This window comes from Phytohabitans flavus (assembly GCF_011764545.1).
In the GTDB taxonomy this organism is placed as follows: Bacteria; Actinomycetota; Actinomycetes; order Mycobacteriales; family Micromonosporaceae; genus Phytohabitans; species Phytohabitans flavus.
Genome location: NZ_AP022870.1, coordinates 6161006 through 6180897 on the forward strand (window position 1 = coordinate 6161006; position 19892 = coordinate 6180897).

The window sequence follows — 19892 nt, forward strand, 5'->3', positions numbered from 1 at the left end:
ACCCCCTAGGAATGGGCCTGGGCGCCGGCGGCGGCGAGTGCGCCCGGCTTGGACACGGTCTTGTGCGTGACCGGCACCACGCGGAAGCTCGAAGTGGTGCAGTCCAGCCGGTGGAACATCAGGTCGGGGCCGGTCACGTACACGGTGCGCACACCATGCCCGTGCAGGGCGGCGACGGTCGCCGGCCAGTCGAGCGCGCAGTCGAACGTGTCCAGCAGCATCGTGCGCAGCTCCTCGGCCGTACGCACCAGCCGGCCATCCTGATCGGCGACGAGCGGCAGGGCCGGTTCGGCGAGCGGGTACCGGGAAAGCACCGTCTCGGCGCTACGACGCAGCGGCCCGAACCGGCGCGCGTGCACCGCCGGCCGCAGCGTCTGCATGGTGTAGCCCTCCAGGCGCCGTACCGTCTCGATCATCTCGTCGAGGAGACCGGCGCGGAGCGAGACGAGGTACGCGCCGCGGTCCAGCCGGCCGGAGACCTCCACCCACTCTCCACTGTCGACGTACGCGGCGATTGCCTCGGCGAACGGCTCGTCCGGCACCCGGACGAAGCACTGGGTCACAAGTTCCTCGGGCTCGGCGGCGAAGTACTCCTCCTCGCACCGGGCCAGCTCGACGGTGAGCCGGATCGCGGCGGCCGGGTCGAGCCCACCCGCGTACGCCGTGAGCGCCCGCTGCCCGAAGCACGGCCCGGCGGCCAGGTCGGGCCGCAGGTCGAGCTCTGCTTCCGCGCGGTCGGCGAGGGCGAGCGAGCAGACCAGAAACGCGACCTGGGAGAGCACCCCGAGGCCGTCCCGCTCGGCCCGGAAGCCGGCCAGCAACGACTCGCCGAGCACGTCGTCGGCCTGCGCCACCCGAGCCCGCGCGTACCGGTCCAGCACCAGGAAACGGCCCAGGTCGTCGAAGGTGGACGGTCCCATGCCCGGGAAGACGATGGCGGTACCCGCGCCGGGCTCGAGCGGGCTGCTCACGCCGACACCGCCAGCTCCTCCAGCCGCTTGCTGTCGGGCTTGCCGTTGCGGTTGACCGGGAAGCGGTCGATGACGAGCACGCGGTTGGGCATCTCGTACGCGGGCAGTGCCTCGGCGATCCGGTCCCGCCAGTACGCGGCGCCCCGGTGCTCCTCGTCCTCGACGAAGGCGACGAGCATGCTGCCCATCCGCTCGTCCGGCAGCGCGACGATCTTCGCCGAGACGCCGACGTCACCGATCTTCCGCTCGATGATGTCCGGGTGCAGCGTGTACCCCATACGGTGCACGGCCCGCTTGCGCCCGAGCACGTACAGGTTGGCACCCTCGTCCAGGAAGCCGAAGTCACCGCTGGGAAACCACTCACCGGTCACCGGGATAAGCGAGCCCTCGTCGTCGAGGTAGCCGGCCATGAGATCCGGCGTACGCACCATGATCTCGCCGATCTCGCCGGCCGCCACCGCGTTGCCGTCGTCGTCCAGGATGGACAAGTCCACCCCGTTGACCGCTCGTCCACACGCGACGGTGTTGTCGAGGTTGGCGAAGGCGACGTTGCCCATCTCGGTGCTGCCGTAGCTGTCGAGCAGCTTGTGGCCGAACTCCTTCTCGTACCGGGCGACGAGGCCGGCGTCCAGCGGCGCCGCTCCGACGCAGAGCATCCGCGCCCCGCGGAGCACCGCGCCGAGGGCGGGGCGACGGCCGACGATGTTCATCATGCTTCGGTACGTGACCGGTGTGGCGTCGAAGACCGTGGCGCCGCTCAGCTCGGCCAGGCGCAGCGCGTGGTCGAGTCGCCGGTACGGCGCGACGACGAGCGAGCACCGGGCGAGCCAGGCGATGAGCACCATCGAAAGCCCGTACTGGTGCGGGAACGGCAGCAGCGGCACGAGCACGTCGGTGCTCACGTGGCCCACCGCGTCGATGTTGCGCTCCAGGTTGCGCAGGAAGGAGTCGCCGCTCTTGACGACCACCTTGGGCGAGCCGGTCGATCCGGACGAGCACATCAGCAGGCCGTCGGGCAGTGTGCGCCACTTCTCGATGTCGAGGTAGTCGACGTACTCGATGTTTGCCGTGGCGGCGAGCTGGAGCTCGTAGATGGAGACGCAGGGCACCCGCGTCTCCGGCACCGCGTCGTCATCGACCACGCAGAGCATGACCCGGCTGATGTCGATGAGCCGCTCCGTCGTCTCGGGACGCTCGCGGTGGTCGACAAGCAGGATCGAAGCTCCCGCGTGCATCAGCGCGAGGAGAGCGGTCACGTACCCGACCGAGTTCTCCGCCTTCAGAAGCACCCGGTCCCCCAGGCCCACACCGCGCGCCTGGAGCTCCTCGGCCATCCGCACAGCGTCACGCTCGACATCAGCAAGGGTTCGGACACAGTCGGTACCACAGATCATCGCCATCGGGGAAACCTCTCGCTCGCGACGCGATAAGTCTGTCGATTGGCAACCAGGGAATCCCTCAGAACCCGAGGTCGCCGACACTAGGGCTTCTTCTCGACTTTCACGGCGGGCGAGACGCGGGCGCGCGGGATCCACCATCGTGAAGGAATGTCCAACACGGCGCAACTCGTCGACTTTCCGCTACGGCGGCCCGGGCAGCCGTACCCGCCGAATCAGTATGCCGATTTCCGGTCCCGCGAAGGGCTCGTCTGGTCGCACATGCCGACCGGCGCGAAGGTCTGGCTGGTCACCAAGTACGACGACGTGCGTGCGGTGCTGACCGACCCGAAAATCAGCTCCAGCCCCCGGCACGAGGGCTTCCCCAGCGTGGGCCGCACCGGCGGCGTGCCCAACCCGGACCAGGTGCCGGGCTGGTTCGTCGCCCTCGATCCGCCGGACCACGACAGGTTTCGCAAGGCACTGATCCCCGAGTTCACCGTCCGCCGCATTCGCGAGATGCGACCGTCCATCCAGGAGGTCGTCGACCACCGCATCGACGGGCTACTGGCCGCTGGCAACGAGGCGGACCTGGTACACGACTTCACCGCGGCTGTACCCTCGCTGGTCATCTCCGCGCTGCTCGGCGTGCCGCACGTGGACCGCGACTTCTTCGAGGCCCGGATCCGCCTGCTGGTCACGATGAGCTCCACGCACGACCAGCGCGACCAGGCCACGCGGGAGATCCTGCGCTACCTGTCCCGGCTGATCCTGGTCAAGCAGAAGCGTCCCGGCGACGACCTCATCAGCGTGATGCTCGCCTCCGAGGCGATGTCGCTTCAGGAGATCTCCGGCGCGGCCATGCTGCTTCTCATCGCCGGCCAGGAGACGACGGCCAACAACATGGCGCTCGGCATGATCACGCTGCTCCTGAATCCACAGTGGATCGGCGACGAGCGGGCCGTCGAGGAGCTGCTGCGGTACTACTCGGTCGCGGACATGGTCGCCCTGCGCGTGGCGGTCGAGGACGTGGAGATCGGCGGTCAGCTCATCAAGGCGGGCGAGGGCATCGTGCCGCTCGTCGCGGCCGCCAACCATGACTCGGCCATCTTCGAGCGGGCCGACGAGTTCGACCCCAGCCGCTCGGCGCGGCACCACGTCGCGTTTGGCTATGGCGTGCATCAGTGCCTGGGTCAGCATCTCGTGCGGGCCGAGCTGGACATCGCGTACAAGACGCTCTTCGAGCGGATCCCTAAGCTGGAGCTGGCGATCCCGGTGGAGGAGCTGCCGTTCAAGTACGACGGTGTGGTGTTCGGGCTCGAGTCGCTGCCCGTGCGCTGGTAGGAGGAGCGATGGTACGGGTGGTAGCCAACGCGCGCGGGTGCATCGGGGCCGGGCAGTGCGTCATCACGGCGCCGAACGTCTTCGACCAGGACGAGGACGGCATCGTCGTCGTGGTTGACGAGCAGCCCAGCGAGGCGGACCTGCCGGATGTGCGGGCGGCGCTCGACCTCTGCCCGTCACAGTCCCTCACGCTCACCAACTGATCCGAGTGCGAAGAGGCCCCGGGCTTCCCCGGGGCCTCTCTTCGTGTCACCGGGCGAGGCCGGCGATCCACTCCTCGATGACGCCCGCGGTGATGGCCGAGTGCTCGGCGGCGAGCGACAGGTGGTCCGCCTCGATGCTGCGTACGTCGTCGACCGGTACCCACGGCTCGGTGTACGGGATCTCCTCGCCGTCCGGGGTGATGGCTGAGCGGATCATCAGCTTCGGCGCGGTGGTCGGCGGTACCGAGATGTCCTTGAGCCGGACGAACCAGTGGGCCATCGCGGAGAGCCGGGCACTGTTGAGGTTGACCAGCGGCGAGTCGATGCCGGCGAGGTAGAACCGGCCGACGTTGTCGTAGTCGTCCTGGCTGAACGTCAGCGCCAGCGTGTCGAGCATGATGACCGCGTCCGGCTTGATGCCCCAGGTGTGCTCCAGCTCGCCGGCGGCGAAGTAGGCGAGCGTGCCACCGGTGGAGTGACCCACCACGATGAACGGGTCGCCGTCGCTGGCGTGCAGGATGCTCTCCGCGACCACTCGGGCCGCCGCCGCACCGGTCGCCGGAAGGCTTTCTCCCGGCGCGAAGCCGACGAGCGGCAGCGCGGAGACGTGCCGCTTGCCACGGAACTGGGCGGCGATCCGGGCGTACAGGTGCACGCCGCCGGTCGCGCCGGGCGCGCTGACACAAATGAGCCGGGGGTCGCGTGGCCCGTCGGCGAGCGTGACGGCGGTCGGCAGGTCCTCGAGCTCGGCTGTGGACTCGAAGCTCGGCCGGGTGGCCGCGACCGCGGTCAGCATCCGCATCGCCTCGACCTCTCTGCCGGCGTGGACGGCGGTGAAGAAGATGCGCTGGAGCGAGTCCACACCCCCGTCCGCTGCGGGAGCCGTACCGCCCGCGGCCCGGGCCCCGCCGGCGCTGAGGTCCGTCTGGCTGGCCAGCTCGGCGTGCAGCCACTTGGCGAGCTGTGCCGGCGTCTTGCTGTCGAGGATGACCGACGACGGCAGGCGCAGCCCGACGGCGTCGCTGAGCTGGTTGCGCAGCTCCACCGCGATAAGCGAGTCGAGGCCGAGCTCCAGGAAGTTGCGCTCGGGATCGATCCCGCTGGCGTCGCCGTGTCCCAATAGGACGGCCGCGTAGCCGGCCACGATCTCCTGTAGCAGCTGCTCCTGCTCGGCGGCGCCGAGGCCGCGGAGGCGGTCCCGGAGCGTGACCGCCGAGCGTCCGGCCGCGGCCGTCGCCCGCCGCGGGCCGGACACGACACCGCTGAGGATCTGCGGGATCTGGTTGTGCGTCCGGAAGTCGGCGGGGTTGAGTCGCATCGGCACCACGAACGCGTCGTCCACCGTGGTCGCCACGTCGAAGAGGGCCAGCCCTTGCTCGACGCTGAGCGGCGGCATGCCGGACCGGGCCATCCGCTCGACGGCGGCGTCGCCGAGGCGTCCGGTCATACCGACGTCCTGCGTCCACGCGCCCCACGCCAGCGATACGGCCGGCAGCCCGGCGGCGCGGCGATGTGCGGCCAGCGCGTCCAGGTACGTGTTGCCGGCCGCGTAGTTGCCCTGCCCAGGACTGCCCATCAGACCGGAGACCGAGGAGTAGAGGACGAAAGCGGCGAGATCTGACTCGCGGGTCAGCTCGTGCAGGTACCAGGCCGCGTCCACCTTCGGGCGGAGCACAGTGGACAGCCGCTCCTGGTCGAGCGAGGCCACGATCCCGTCGTCCAGCACGCCCGCGGTGTGCACGACGGCGGTGAGCCGTTGCCCCGCCAAGGCCTCCGCCAGCGCCGCGCGGTCGGAGACGTCGCAGGCCGCGACATCGACGGTGGCGCCGAGCCCGATCAGCTCGTCCCGCAACGTCAACGCGCCGGGCGCTTCCAGGCCGCGGCGGCTGAGCAGCAGGAGGCGCTTCGCGCCCCGCTTGGTAACCAGGTGCCGGGCGAGTTCGGCGCCGAGCCCGCCGGTACCGCCGGTGATGAGTACGGTGCCGTCCGGGTCCAAGGCACGCGGCAGGGTCAGCACGATCTTCCCGATGTGCTTGGCCAGGCTCATGAAGCGGAACGCCGCGCGGGCCCGTCGCACGTCCCAGCTCGTCACCGGCAGCGGCCGCAACGCGTCCCGGTCGAATAGGTCGAGCAGGTCCGCGAGCATCGACCGCATCCGATCCGGCCCGGCCTCGATGAGGTCGAACGCCCGGTACGTCACGTCCGGCAGGTCGTCCTGGCGGCGCACGTCGGTCTTACCCATCTCCAGGAAACGGCCGCCACTTTCCAGGAGGCTAAGCGACGCGTCGACGAACTCGCCGGCCAGCGCGTTCAACACCACGTCCATCTTGGGGAAGCGCGCGGCGAAGTCGAGCGTGCGCGACGAGGCGATGTGCGCGCCGTCAAGGCCGAGCGAGCGCAGCACGTCCCACTTGCCCTCACTCGCCGTCGCGAAGACCTCGGCGCCAAGGTGCTGGGCGACCTGGATCGCCGCCATGCCAACGCCGCCCGCGCCAGCGTGTACGAGGACCTTCTCCCCCGCCTTGAGGCCAGCCAGGTCGGTGAAGGCGTAGTACGCCGTCAGGAACACCAGCGGTACCGAGGCGGCGGTCTCGTCCGTCCAGCCGTCCGGCGTCTTGGCCAGGAAGCGCTCGTCGGTCACACCAAGCGGACCGAACCCCCCGAACAACATGCCCATCACCCGGTCACCCGGCCGCAGCCCAGACACCTCCGGACCCACCTCAGCCACCACACCAGCAGCCTCAGACCCAAACAAACCCGCCTCACCCGGGTACATCCCCAACGCATTCAACACATCACGGAAATTGACCCGGCCGCACCGATGCGCACGCGCACCTGCCGGCCCACGAGCGGTTCCGCGACGGCGGGGCACGGCACGAGGCCGAGCCCGTCGAGGCTGCCCCTCCGTCCACTGTCGAGTCGCCACGGCACTCCCGCGGGCGGCACGAGCGACGGTCCGGACGACGCCGGGGCGAGGCGGGGCACGCGCACGGCGCCGGCCCGGACGATCACCTGCTGCTCGCCCGCGTCGAGCATCCCGGGCAGGCCGGGCATCGCCGCGCGGGACTCGAGCGTCTCGTCGAGGTCGACGAGCAGGAAGCGCCCCGGGTTTTCCGCTTGCGCGGAGCGCACCAGCCCCCAGGCGGCCGCGGCGGCCAGGTCGTCCACCGACTCGCCGTCGCCCGCGACCGCGCCGCGGGTGATGAAGAGCATTCTCGGACCGGCCAGCCGGTCGTCCGAAAGCGCCTCCTGCAACAGGGCCAGGACCCGGGCCGCCGTCGTGTGCACGGCCGCGGGTCCGTCACCGCCGAGGACCGGGATCAGAAACACCTCTGGTACGACGCCTCGCTCTCCGATGGCGCCGGACAGTGTGTCGGCGTACGCGGCGATCGCCTCGCCGGCCCGGTACATCGTGGGCGCGAGGTCGATCTCGTCGGCCCCGATGACCGCCCACCGCGCGCCCGTGGCCGGGGCCGGCTCCGTTGGTGCTGGGATCCACTGAAGACGGAAGAGTGATTCCTGTTCGGACCGTCCAGCGGCGGCTGCGACCGCCTGCACCGCGGAGGGTGCGCGCAGGGCGAGCGAGTCGACAGCGACGACCGGCGCGCCCGCCACGTCGACAGCGGTCACGGAGACTGCGTCGGTGCCGGTCTGGGCGAGCCGCACGCGCAGCCGGGTGGCACCGCTGGCGTACAGGGATGCGCCACTCCACTCGAAGGGCAGCATGCCCTTGCCGGTGTCACCGAACACGATCGCGTGCAGCGCGGCGTCCAGTAGTGCTGGGTGGATGCCGAACGCGCCAGCGTCCTTGACCTGGTCCGGGAGCGCCACATCGGCGTACACCTCGCCGTCCCGCCGCCAAACGCCTTGAAGCCCTTGGAACACCGGCCCGTAGGCAAGTCCCCGCGTGGCGAGGCGCGGGTAGATGCCCTCGATGTCGGCCGGCTCGGCGCCCTCTGGCGGCCATACCGTGGTGTCGAAACCCGCGTCGAACGCGGTGGCGCCGCTGGCTAGTACACCGGTGGCGTGCTGGATCCACGGGTGCTCCGAGCCGTCAGCCGGTCGCGAGTGGACGGTCACCGGGCGGCCACCGGTCTCGTCCGGTGCGCCGACGCGTACCTGGAGGGTGACCGCGTCCCGTTCAGCCAGCACAAGCGGTACGACGAGAGTCAGCTCCTCGACCCTGTCGCAGCCGACCTGGTCGCCGGCGCGTATCGCGAGCTCCAGGAAGCCAGTACCCGGGAAGAGGACGCCGCCGCCGACCTCGTGGTCGGCCAGCCACGGGTGTGTCGCCAGCGAGAGGCGACCGGTCAGCACGACCTCGTCCGAGCCGGCGATCGTCACCATCGCGCCGAGCAGCGGGTGGCCGGCGGGCGCCAGCCCGAGCCCGCCCGCGTCGACCAGGCTCATGCCAAGGCCCGAGGGCCAGTACCGGTCCCGCTGGAACGGGTACGTGGGCAACTCGACCCGGCGCGCTCCGGCGAAGAGCGGCCGCCAGTCGACGACTGCGCCAGCGGTGTACAGCCTGGCGAGCGCCGTGAGGAAGGCCACCTCCTCGGGCCGGTCCTTGCGGAGGCTGGGGATCGCGTCGCCGATGAGGGCGGAGAGGACGCCGTCCGGGCCTACCTCCAGGATCGTCGCTTCTCCGATCGCGGCGATCGCGTCGGCGAAGCGTACGGTGTCCCGCACGTGCCTGACCCAGTACTCAGGGTCCGTCACGTCACCGGCGCCGGCGATCGGGATCCGCGGCTCGGCGAACGTCAGCGTACGGACCACCGCCCGGAAGTCGTCCAGCATCGGGTCCATCAGCGGCGAGTGGAACGCGTGCGACACCCGCAGCCGGGTGGTCTTCTCGAAGTGTTTGGCGACGGCGGCGACATCGTCCTCGTCGCCCGCGACCACGACGGCGTCGGGTCCGTTGACGGCGGCGATGGAGACCCGCTCGGTGAGCAGCGGTGCGACATCGGCCTCGGTGGCCCGGATGGCGACCATCGCCCCGCCGGCCGGCAGCCGCTGCATGAGGCTGGCCCGCGCGGTGACGAGCCGGCCGGCGTCTTCGAGGGAGAGGACCCCGGCGACGTGGGCGGCGGCAATCTCGCCGATCGAATGGCCGGCGAAGTGGTCGGGCTTGAGGCCGAACGACTCGACGAGCCGGTACAGGGCGACTTCGACGGCGAACAGGGCGGGCTGGGTCCAGCCGGTCTGGTTGAGTGCGTCGGCGTCGTCGCCCCACATCACGTCTTTGAGTCCGGGGTCGAGGTGTGCCAGGACCTCGTCCAGCGCGGCTGCGAAGGCCGGGAAGCGGTCGTACAGCTCACGCCCCATGCCCAGGCGCTGCGAGCCCTGGCCGGAAAAGACGACCGCGAGCGGGCCGCTCTTGGCCACACCGCGGGCGATCTCCGCGATGCCGTCGCCGTCCGCGAGCAGGACGGCGCGGTGGTCGAGTACTGAGCGACTGGTCAGGGAAAGGCCGATACCGGCGGCGGGGAGGTCGAGGGCGCGGAGCCGCTCGATCTGGGCGTCCAGCGCCGCCGCGGACCGGGCGGAGACGGGCCACGGGACAGTGACCTGGGGTGCGACCTCCGCGGGCTCTTCTTGGGAAGCGGGCTGTTCGATGATGACGTGGGCGTTGGTACCGCTGACGCCGAACGAGGAGACGCCGGCTCGGCGCGGCCGGTCGGCGGCCGGCCATCCGGTGTTTTCGGTCAGCAGCTCGACCGCGCCGGCCGACCAGTCCACATGCGACGACGGCCGTCCGACGTGGAGCGTCTTCGGCGCGACGCCGTGCCGCATGGCCTGGACCATCTTGATGACGCCCGCTACACCGGCGGCGGCCTGGGTGTGGCCGAGGTTCGACTTCACCGCCCCGAGCAGCAGCGGGCGCTCCCGCCCCTGCCCGTACGTGGCCAGCAGCGCCTGCGCCTCGATGGGATCGCCGAGCGTGGTACCGGTGCCGTGCGCCTCGACCACGTCGACGTCTGCCGGCGAGAGGCCGGCGCCGGCGAGGGCGGCCCGGATGACCCGCTGCTGCGCCGGGCCGTTGGGGGCGGTGAGGCCGTTGGAGGCGCCGTCCTGGTTGACCGCGGATCCGCGTACGACGGCGAGGACGGGGTGGCCGTTGCGCTGCGCGTCCGAAAGCCGCTCCAGCACGAGCATGCCGACGCCCTCGGACCAGCCGGTACCGTCCGCGTCGTCGGAGAACGCCTTGCACCGCCCGTCCGGAGCGAGCCCACCTTGACGGGAAAAGCCGGCGAAGCTCGCCGACGTCGTCATCACCGTGACGCCGCCGGCCAGCGCGAGCGTGCATTCGCCGCCGCGCAGCGCCTGGGCGGCCAGGTGCAGCGACACGAGCGAGGAGGAGCAGGCGGTGTCCACTGTGACCGCCGGTCCTTCGAGCCCGAACGTGTACGAGAGGCGTCCGGAGATGACGCTTGCCGCGAGGCCGGTACCGGCGTGGCCCTCGACGTCCTCCTGCGTGGCGTAGAGGACGTGGCCATAGTCTTGGCCGTTGGTGCCGACGAAGACGCCGGTGCGGCTGCTGCGCAGCGCGAGCGGGTCGATGCCGGTGCGCTCGATCGCCTCCCAGGTCGCCTCCAGCAGCAGCCGCTGCTGCGGGTCCATCGCGACCGCCTCACGGGGTGAAATGCCGAAGAACGCCGGATCGAAGTCGGCGGCGTCGTACAGGAATCCACCTTGGAGGGTCGCGCTGCGGCCGAGGCCGTCACCGACGAGCGTGTCGATATCCCAGCCCCGGTCGGCGGGGAAGCCGGAGATGCCGTCCCGCCCCTCGACCACCATGTCCCACAAGGCGTCCGGCGAGTCGACGCCGCCGGGGAAGCGGCAGCTCATGCCGACGATGGCGATCGGCTCCTGCCGGCCCGCCTCGACTTCTTCGAGCCGCTGCCGCGTCTGGTGGAGGTCCGCGGTGACCCACTTCAGGTATTCGACGAGCTTCTCTTCGTCCGGCATCTCCGCTGTACCTTCCTCCAGGGCTCGACCGCAGATCAGCGGTCCTTCGAGCGGCCAAGTTCTTTGTCGATGAAGGCGAAGACCTCGGCGGTGCTCGCCGCGTTGATTCGCTCCGTCACGCCGCCATCGGTGTCCTCGGCGGTGGGCGTGGTCCATTGCGCCAGCAGCTGTCGCAGTCGGGCGGCCACGCCGGCCCTCGTGATGTCGTCGGCCTCGCTGGCCGCGGCTACCGCCTCAAAGCGGTCGAGCTCGGCGAGAAGCGACGGGCCGGCTGGCGCGTCCCCGCCGGCGATCTCAGTGGCGAGGTGCTTGGCGACGGCGACCGGGGTCGGGTAGTCGAAGGTGAGCGTTGCCGGCAAGGTCAGGCCGCTGGCGGCGCTCAGCCGGTTGCGCAGCTCGACCGCGGTCAGCGAGTCGAAGCCCAGCTGCCGGAACTCCCGATCCGCCGCCACCCCGTCCGGCGAGCCGAACCCGAGCACGGTAGCGACTTCGATCCGGACCAGCTCGGTGAGCGCCTTCTGCCGCTCGTCCTCGCCGAGACCGGCCAATTGTCGGGCAAGTGCGTCGCGTCCGGCCCCGGAAGCGGCGGCCCGGCGCCCGGTGCGCACGAGCCCGCGCATAAGCGCCGGTACCTGCTCGACGCTCTGGGCCGGTCCTGACCCACCGGTCAGCCTGATAGCGACCACCGACGCGGCATCCGCCCCGATGGCGGCGTCGAAGAGCGCGAGACCCTCTTCAGTGGTCAATGGGGGCATGCCGGAGCGGGTCATCCGCTCGATGTCAGCGCGGCTCAACCCAGCGGTCATGCCCGAGTCCTGCGCCCACGGACCCCACGCGATCGACACCGCCGGCAACCCAAGCCCCCGCCTGTGGGTCGCTAGGGCGTCCAGGTACGCGTTCGCCGCCGCATAGTTCGCCTGACCCGGACTGCCCATCACACCGGAAACGCTCGCGTAGAGCACGAACCCAGCCAGCCCTGAGTCACGGGTCAGCTCATGCAGCAGCCACGCCGCATCCGCCTTCGGACGCAGCACAGTAGACAGCCGACCGGCGTCAAGCGAGGCGACCACACCGTCATCGAGTACACCGGCCGTATGCACGACCGCGGTGAGGTCATGACCGGCGATGGCCGCGGTGAGCGCGTCCCGGTCGGCGACGTCGGCGGCTTCGATCGCGACGTGCGCGCCGAGGGCAGCCAGCTCGTCACGCAGGTCGGCCGCGCCGGGCGCATCCAGGCCCCGGCGGCTGACCAGCAGGAGGCGTCGCATCCCCCGCGCGGTCACCAGGTGCCGGGCCAAGGCCGCACCGAGGCCGCCGGTGCCGCCCGTGATGAGGACCGTGCGGTCGGGGTCCCACTCGTGAACGCTCGGTTCGATGTCCAGCAGGGCGAGCCGGGCGACAAGCGTTTGGCCGTCGCGGATGACCACCTGGGTCTCGCCGGCCGCGATGAGGGCAGCGACGCTCGCCGGGTCTGGTTCGGAATCCGTGTCGACAAGCAGGAAACGGCCCGGGTGCTCGGCCTGTGCGGACCGCACCAAGCCCCACACCGCCGCGGCCGCCAGATTGTCGCCAGAGACCGCGCCCTGGGTGACAAAGGCGAGTCGGGACGCCCCGGCCAGCGCCTCTTGGAGTGCCTGTAGTGCGGCCGCCGTAACCGCGTGTACGTCTTCGCCAGCGACCGGTACGAAGGTCACGTCGACCTGGTCCGCCGGTTCGAGCTGCGCCGGCACCCACTCCACATTGAAGAGCGGGCGGTGCTCGATGCGCTCCGGCAGGACGGGTGCCCGCAGCGTTAGCGATTCCGCGGAGAGCACCGGAACGCCGTCGGCGTCGACCGCAGTCAGCGACATGGCGCCCCCACTTGCCGGCGCGAGCCGTACGCGCAGGGTCGACGCCTCGGACGCGTGCAGGGTGAGGCCGCGCCAGTCGGCCGGGAGCAGGCCGTCGGCGGTCATGGCGTGCGTCGCCGCGTCGAGGAGCGCCGGGTGGATGCCGAAGCCACGCCGGTCGCCCGCCTCGTCCGGGAGGGCAATCTCGGCGAACAGCTCAGCGCCGGCCCGCCACGCACCCCGCAATCCGTGGAACGCCGGGCCGTGCTCGCCGCCCTCGTAAAAGCCGTCCAGGTCGAGCGCCTCCGCCCCAAGGGGCGGCCAGGCGGTGGCGTCGAATGTGGACACCCGCCCAGCTGTTGTCAGCACGCCGTACGCGTGGCTCGTCCACCCCCGGTCCGGCGAGTCGGCTGGGCGTGAGTGGATGCTCAGGTCGCGCTGCCCGTCGTCGCCGGGTGGACCGACCCGCACCTGTACGGTCACCGCCTCCCGCTCGCCCAGCACCAGCGGCTCGGTAAGCGTCAGGTCCTCCACCCGGTCGCAGCCGACCTCGTCACCGGCCCGGATCGCCATCTCGGCGAGCGCGGCAGACGGAACAAGCGCGACGCCGCCGGGACGGTGGTCGGCCAGCCACGGGTGGGTGCCGAGCGAGAGCCGGCCGGTGAAGACGATGTCCTCGTCCCCGGCAAGCTCGACAGCGGCGACGAGCAGCGGATGGCCGAGCGAGGCCTGGCCGAGGCCGGACGCGTCGGTGATCCCCAAGCCGAGGCCGGCCGGCCAGTAGCGCTGGTGTTGGAAGGGATACGTGGGTAGGTCGACATGCTGTGCCGCGCTGTACACCGGTCGCCAGTCGATGCCGGTGCCGCCGGTGTACAGCCGAGCCAAAGCGGTCAGGAACGCGATCTGCTCGTCACGGTCCTTGCGCAGGATGGGAATCGCGGTACCGGTCATCGCGGACAACACCCCGTCCGGCCCGATCTCCAACAGCGTGGCGCCGTCGAGAGCAGCGACCGCGTCAGCGAACCGCACCGTGTCCCGCACATGACTGACCCAGTACTCAGGATCGGTCACATCCCCAGCCGTCACGACCGGAATCCGCGGCGGACGGAAGGCGACGTCCTGGATGGCGGCCCGGAACTCATCGAGCATCGGATCCATCAACGGCGAATGGAACGCATGCGAAACCCGCAACCGAGTGGACCGCTCAAACCGCCCCGCCACCGCCTCCACCTCGTCCACATCCCCGGCGATGACGACGGCGGAAGGACCGTTCACCGCAGCGACCGACACCCGTCCGACCAGATAGGGCGTGATGTCGTCCTCGCTGGCCTGGACCGCGACCATCGCCCCACCAGCCGGTAGCCGCTGCATCAGGCTGGCCCGCGCGCTGACCAGCCGACACGCATCCGGCAGGTCGAAAACACCGGCGATATGGGCGGCGGTGACCTCACCGATGGAATGGCCGACAAGATGGTCGGGGCGGATGCCGAACGACTCGACCAGACGATAAAGGGCGACCTCCACCGCGAACAACGCAGGCTGCGCGTAACCCGTCTGGTTGAGGACTTCGACATCCTCACCCCACATCACATCCCGCAACCCGGGATCGAGATGCTCCAACACCTCATCCAGCCCCGCCGCGAAGACCGGGTAGCGGGCGTACAGGTCACGACCCATACCCAGACGCTGCGAACCCTGACCGGAGAAGAGCACGGCCAGCGGACCGGGCTTGGCCTGGCCGCGCGCGACCTCGCTGACACCGTCCCGGGTTGCCAGCAGGACCGCGCGATGGTCGAACACCGAGCGAGCCGTCAGCGACAGGCCGACGTCGGCGCGTGGCAGGTCGAGCCCGCGCACCCGCTCTATCTGCGCGTCCAGGGCAGTCTCGGACTTGGCGGACACCGGCCACGGCACGACCGCCAGCTGGGGTGCTGGCGACATCACATCGGGCAGCGGTGCCTGCTCCAGGATGACGTGGGCGTTGGTGCCGCTGATGCCGAACGACGAGATGCCCGCCCTCCGTGGCCGCGCCACCTCTGGCCACGCGGTGCTCTCCGTGACCAGCTCGACCGCACCTGTCGACCAGTCCACATGGGACGATGGCGAGTCGACGTGCAAGGTCTTCGGCACTACGCCGTGGCGGATGGCCTGAACCATCTTGATGACGCCCGCCACACCAGCGGCGGCCTGGGTGTGGCCGAGGTTCGACTTCACCGCGCCGAGCAGCAGCGGCGTCTCGCGGTCCCGCCCGTACGTGGCCAGCAGCGCCTGCGCCTCGATCGGGTCGCCAAGCGTTGTGCCGGTACCGTGCGCGTCGACGGCGTCTACATCGGAGGATGTCAGACCGGCGCTGGCCAGGGCTTGGCGAATGACTCGCTGCTGCGATGGCCCGTTCGGCGCGGTGAGGCCGTTGGAAGCGCCGTCCTGGTTGATCGCGGAGCCGCGCACCACGGCGAGCACCGGATGGCCGTTGCGCTGCGCGTCCGAGAGGCGTTCCAGCACGAGCATGCCCACGCCCTCGGACCAGGCGGTGCCGTCGGCCTCGTCGGAGAACGCCTTGCATCGCCCGTCCGGCGCCAGCCCGCCCTGCCGTGTGAAGCCGGCGAAGCTCGCGGACGTCGTCATCACGGTGGCGCCACCGGCGAGGGCAAGCGAGCATTCGCCGCTGCGCAACGCCTGAGCGGCGAGGTGCAGAGCCACGAGCGAAGAGGAGCAAGCGGTGTCGACTGTCATCGCGGGGCCTTCGAGCCCGAAGGTGTACGACAGCCGTCCGGAGATGACGCTGGCCGCCAGCCCGGTACCGGCGTGCCCCTCCATGTCCTCGTTGGACGCGAGCACAAGGTGGACGTAGTCCTGCCCGTTGGTGCCGACGAAGACGCCGGTGCGGCTGCCGCGCAGCGCGAGCGGGTCGATGCCGGTGCGCTCGATCGCCTCCCACGACGTTTCCAGCAGCAGCCGCTGCTGCGGGTCCATCGCGACCGCCTCGCGAGGCGAGATGCCGAAGAACGCCGGGTCGAAGTCGGCGGCGTCGTACAGGAATCCGCCCTGGAGCGTGGCACTGCGCCCAGGGCCGTCGCCTGCGAGCGCGTCGAGATCCCAGCCACGGTCGGTCGGGAACGTGCCGATCGCGTCCCGGCCGTCGGCGAGGAGCCGCCACAGGTCTTCCGGGGTCGCGATACCGCCGGGGAAACGGCAGGCCATCCCGACGATCGCGACAGGCTCGTCGGTCACCACCATCGGTGCGACTTCGGCCTCCGGGTCCGTGCCGCCGAGCAGCTCGGCGGCGAGGTGCCGCGCGACGGCGACCGGGGTCGGGTAGTCGAAGGTGAGCGTCGCCGGCAGGGTCAGGCCGCTGGCGGCGCTCAGCCGGTTGCGCAGCTCGACCGCGGTCAGCGAGTCGAAGCCCAGCTGCCGGAACTCCCGATCCGCCGCCACCCCGTCCGCCGAACCGAACCCGAGCACCGTCGCGGCCTCCGCGCGCACCAGCTCGGTCAGCCGCTTGTGCCGTTCGTCCTCGCTCAGCCCGGTGAGCTTCTGCGCCAAGGCACCGCCGCTACCGGAGGCTGCGGTCCGCCGCCCGGCACGTACCAGCCCGCGCATGAGCGCCGGCACCTGCTCGACGCTTCGGGCTGGTCCTGACCCACCGGTCAGCCTGATGGCGACCACCGACGCGGCGTCCGCCCCGATGGCGGCGTCGAAGAGCGCGAGACCCTCTTCAGTGGTCAATGGGGGCATGCCGGAGCGGGTCATCCGCTCGATGTCAGCGCGGCTCAACCCAGCGGTCATGCCCGAGTCCTGCGCCCACGGACCCCACGCGATCGACACCGCCGGCAGCCCAAGCCCCCGCCTGTGGGTCGCTAGGGCGTCCAGGTACGCGTTCGCCGCCGCATAGTTCGCCTGACCAGGGCTGCCCATCACGCCGGAGACGCTGGCATATAGGACGAATCCGGCCAGCTCTGAGTTGCGGGTCAGCTCGTGCAGCAGCCAGGCCGCGTCTGCCTTCGGACGCAGCACAGTGGACAGCCGACCAGCGTCAAGCGAGGCGACCACACCGTCATCGAGCACGCCGGCCGTATGCACGACCGCGGTCAGATCGTGGCCGTCCAGTACCGCCGCCAACGCGTCCCGGTCCGCCACATCCGCCGCCGCGACCATCACCTCGGCACCGAGCCCGGCCAACTCGTCACGCAGCTCGGCCGCGCCGGGCGCGTCCAGGCCACGGCGGCTGACCAGCAGCAGGCGCCGCATCCCCCGCACCGACACCAGGTGCCGAGCCAGAGCCGCACCAAGGCCACCCGTGCCGCCGGTGATCAGAACCGTACGGTCCGGGTCCCACCCACGAGCGCTCGGTTCGGTGTCCAGCAAAGCCAGCCGACCGACAAGGACCTCACCGTCGCGGACAACAGCCTGAGTTTCCCCCGCGATAAGGAGGGCCGCGACGCTCGCCGGGTCAGGCTCGCCGTCCGTATCGACAAGCAGGAAACGGCCCGGATGCTCGACCTGCGCCGAACGCACAAGGCCCCACACCGCCGCAGCCGCCAAACTGTCGCCCGAGACCGCACCGCGCGTCACGAACGCCAGCCGGGCCGTCCCGTCAAGCGCGTCCTGGAGTGTCTGGAGCGCGGCCGCCGTGACCGCGTGTACGTCGTCTCCATCGACGGGAACGAGTGTCACGTCCGCCTCGTCCGCCGGTTCGAGTTGCGCCGGCACCCACTCCAGCTGGAAGAGCGGATCCCGGCCGGTGCGGGTCGCGAGCGTGGGAGCGCGGAGCGCCAGCGACTCGATCGAGAGCACGGGCGCGCCCTCGGGGTCCACTGCCACCAGCGAGACCGCGTCCGTACCGGCCGGCGAGAGCCGCACGCGCAGCGAGGACGCCTCGGCCGCGTGCAGCGATGCGCCGTGCCATTCGCCAGCGACCAAGGCGCCGTCAAACGCCTCCACGGCCGCGTCGAGGAGGGCGGGGTGGATGCCGAAGCCGCGCACATCGTCGGCGGAGACTTCCGCGTACACCCCCTGTGCGGCGCCGAAGTCGAGTGCCCGCTCCCCTGTGGACAGTTCGCCGGACGCGTGCCGAGTCCACGGCCGATCCACCCCGTCGGCCGAGCGGGAGAAGATGCCCACCGCGCGGCGTCCGGCCTCGTCCGGCGGGTCGATCCGCACCTGGATGGCGAGCGCATCCCGTTCGGTCAGCACGAGCGGTTCGTCTACCACCAGCCGTTCGACCCGGTCGCAGCCGACCTCGTCACCGGCCCGGATCGCAAGCTCCAGCAGGACGTTGCCACGGTGCCCGGAGAGCCAGGGGTGGGTCGCGAGCGAGAGCCGGCCGGTAAGCACGACCTGGTCCGAGCCGGCCACGGCGACGGCGGCACCGAGCAGCGCGTGCCCGGCCGGCGCCAGGCCAAAGCCGGACGCGTCACCGGCGAGCGACATGCCGGACGGCCAGAACCGCTGCCGCTGGAACGGGTACGTCGGCAAGGCCACCCGCCGCGCGCCGGTGCCCTCGAAGACCGGCGCCCAGTCCACGGCAACGCCGTTGACGTGCAGCCGGCCCAGCGCGGTGAGAAACGCGTCCTCCTCCGGCCGGTCCTTGCGGAGGCTCGGGATCCCGTCGCCGGCGAGCGCGGCCAGCACCCCGTCCGGTCCGATCTCCAGGAACGTGGCCCCGTCGAGGGAAGCCACCGCGTCACCGAAGCGCACGGTGTCGCGCACGTGCCTGACCCAGTACTCAGGATCGGTCACGTCTCCGCCCGCCACCAGCGGGATGCGCGGCTCCGCGAACGCCAGCCCTTCGGCCACCGCGCGGAACGGCGCCAGCATCGGCTCCATCAGCGGCGAGTGGAACGCGTGCGACACCCGCAGCCGCGTCGACTTCTCGAACCTGGCGGCGATCGCCAGCACCGCTTCTTCGTCGCCGGCTATCACCACCGCCTGGGGGCCGTTGACGGCGGCGATCGAAACGCCTTCGGTCAGCAGCGGCAGGACGTCAGCCTCGGTCGCTCGCAGGGCCACCATCGCCCCGCCGGCCGGCAGCGCCTGCATCAGCGAGGCCCGCGCGGACACCAGCCCGCAAGCGTCCTCCAGCGAAAGCACGCCCGCGACATGGGCGGCCGCGACCTCGCCGATCGAGTGGCCCGCAAGGTGGTCGGGGTGTATGCCGAAGGACGCCACGAGGCGGTACAGGGCCACCTCGACCGCGAAGAGCGCCGGCTGCGCCGACCCGGTCCGGTCGAGGACGGCAGCGTCCGAGCCCCACATCGCGTCGCGCAGGCCCGGATCCAGATGGGCGAGCACCTCGTCGAGTGCGTCCGCGAACACCGGGAAGCGGTCGTACAGCCCACGGCCCATGCCGAGCCGCTGCGAGCCCTGACCGGAGAAGAGCATCGCGAGCGGACGCTCACCCGCGACACCTCGTGCGACCTCGGTGACGCCACCCGACGCGGCGAGGAGTACGGCCCGGTGCTCGAAGAGCGTCCGCCCGGCGAGCGATGCCGCCACATCCGCGCGCGGAAGGTCGAGGTCCCGCAAGCGGGCCACCTGGGCGTCCAGTGCCGCATCCGACCGGGCCGAGACGGGCCACAGCACCAGCGCCGGCTCCGCCACAGAGGCGTTGGGCGGCTGCGGTGCCGGCGCCTCGAGAATCACGTGCGCGTTGGTACCGCTGATCCCGAACGACGACACGCCCGCCCGCCGCGGCCGGGGCAGGTCCGGCCAGTCGCTCGGGGACGTCGCGAGCGCGAGGGTGCCGGTGCTCCAGTCCACATGGGACGAGGGCGCGGTGACGTGCAGGGTCTGCGGGAGGACGCCGTACCGCATCGCCTGCACCATCTTGATGACACCCGCGACACCGGCTGCGGCCTGGGTGTGGCCGAGGTTGGACTTCACCGACCCGACGAGCAGCGGGTGTGCCCGCTCCCCGCCGTACGCCGCGAGCAGCGCCTCGGCCTCGATGGGATCGCCGAGCGTGGTACCCGTACCGTGCGCGTCCACCGCGTCCACATCGGAGGGCGACAGGCCGGCGCTCGCCAGGGCCTGGCGGATGACGCGCTGCTGCGACGGACCGTTCGGGCGGTGAGGCCGTTGGATGCGCCGTCCTGGTTGACCGCGCTCCCCCGTACCACCGCGAGGATCGGGTGGCCGTTGCGCTCGGCGTCCGCCAGACGCTCCAGCACGAGCATGCCGACGCCCTCGGACCAGCCGGTA

The 19892-nt window shown here is 71.2% G+C and carries 7 protein-coding genes; 2 read left to right on the top strand and 5 right to left on the bottom strand.

The window, feature by feature from the left end:
* Nucleotides 1–5: 5 nt before the first annotated feature.
* Both Pflav_RS26880 and Pflav_RS26885 read right to left on the bottom strand, forming a co-directional pair.
* Nucleotides 6–971: an ACP S-malonyltransferase gene (locus tag Pflav_RS26880; RefSeq protein ID WP_180201282.1), complete on the bottom strand. Its 966-nt coding sequence runs from the start codon at nt 969–971 to the stop codon at nt 6–8.
* Nucleotides 968–2509 (bottom strand): class I adenylate-forming enzyme family protein, encoded by a 1542-nt coding sequence (locus tag Pflav_RS26885; protein WP_332107794.1) that lies wholly within the window; start codon nt 2507–2509, stop codon nt 968–970. The genes Pflav_RS26880 and Pflav_RS26885 overlap by 4 nt, the downstream gene beginning before the upstream one ends.
* A gap of 9 nt (nt 2510–2518) precedes the next feature.
* Here Pflav_RS26885 and Pflav_RS26890 point away from each other — a divergent pair, with 9 nt between their 5' ends.
* A complete protein-coding gene (locus Pflav_RS26890) occupies nt 2519–3691 on the top strand; it encodes a cytochrome P450 (protein ID WP_173039182.1) in 1173 nt (390 codons plus the stop codon).
* An 8-nt stretch (nt 3692–3699) separates the two neighbouring features.
* A complete protein-coding gene (locus Pflav_RS26895; RefSeq protein ID WP_173039184.1) occupies nt 3700–3894 on the top strand; it encodes a ferredoxin in 195 nt (64 codons plus the stop codon).
* 46 nt (nt 3895–3940) lie between these two features.
* Here Pflav_RS26895 and Pflav_RS26900 read toward each other — a convergent pair whose 3' ends face one another.
* The 3 genes from Pflav_RS26900 to Pflav_RS46290 all read right to left on the bottom strand — a co-directional run bounded on the left by Pflav_RS26900 (nt 3941) and on the right by Pflav_RS46290 (nt 19886).
* Complete coding sequence (locus tag Pflav_RS26900) at nt 3941–6601, bottom strand: SDR family NAD(P)-dependent oxidoreductase (protein ID WP_173039186.1); 2661 nt, start codon at nt 6599–6601, stop codon at nt 3941–3943.
* A gap of 80 nt (nt 6602–6681) precedes the next feature.
* On the bottom strand, nt 6682–10863 hold the full coding sequence (locus Pflav_RS26905) for a type I polyketide synthase (RefSeq protein WP_173039188.1): 4182 nt from the start codon (nt 10861–10863) through the stop codon (nt 6682–6684).
* 35 nt (nt 10864–10898) lie between these two features.
* Nucleotides 10899–19886, bottom strand: a complete 8988-nt coding sequence (locus Pflav_RS46290; protein WP_332107885.1) for a type I polyketide synthase — start codon at nt 19884–19886, stop codon at nt 10899–10901.
* Nucleotides 19887–19892: the final 6 nt, after the last annotated feature.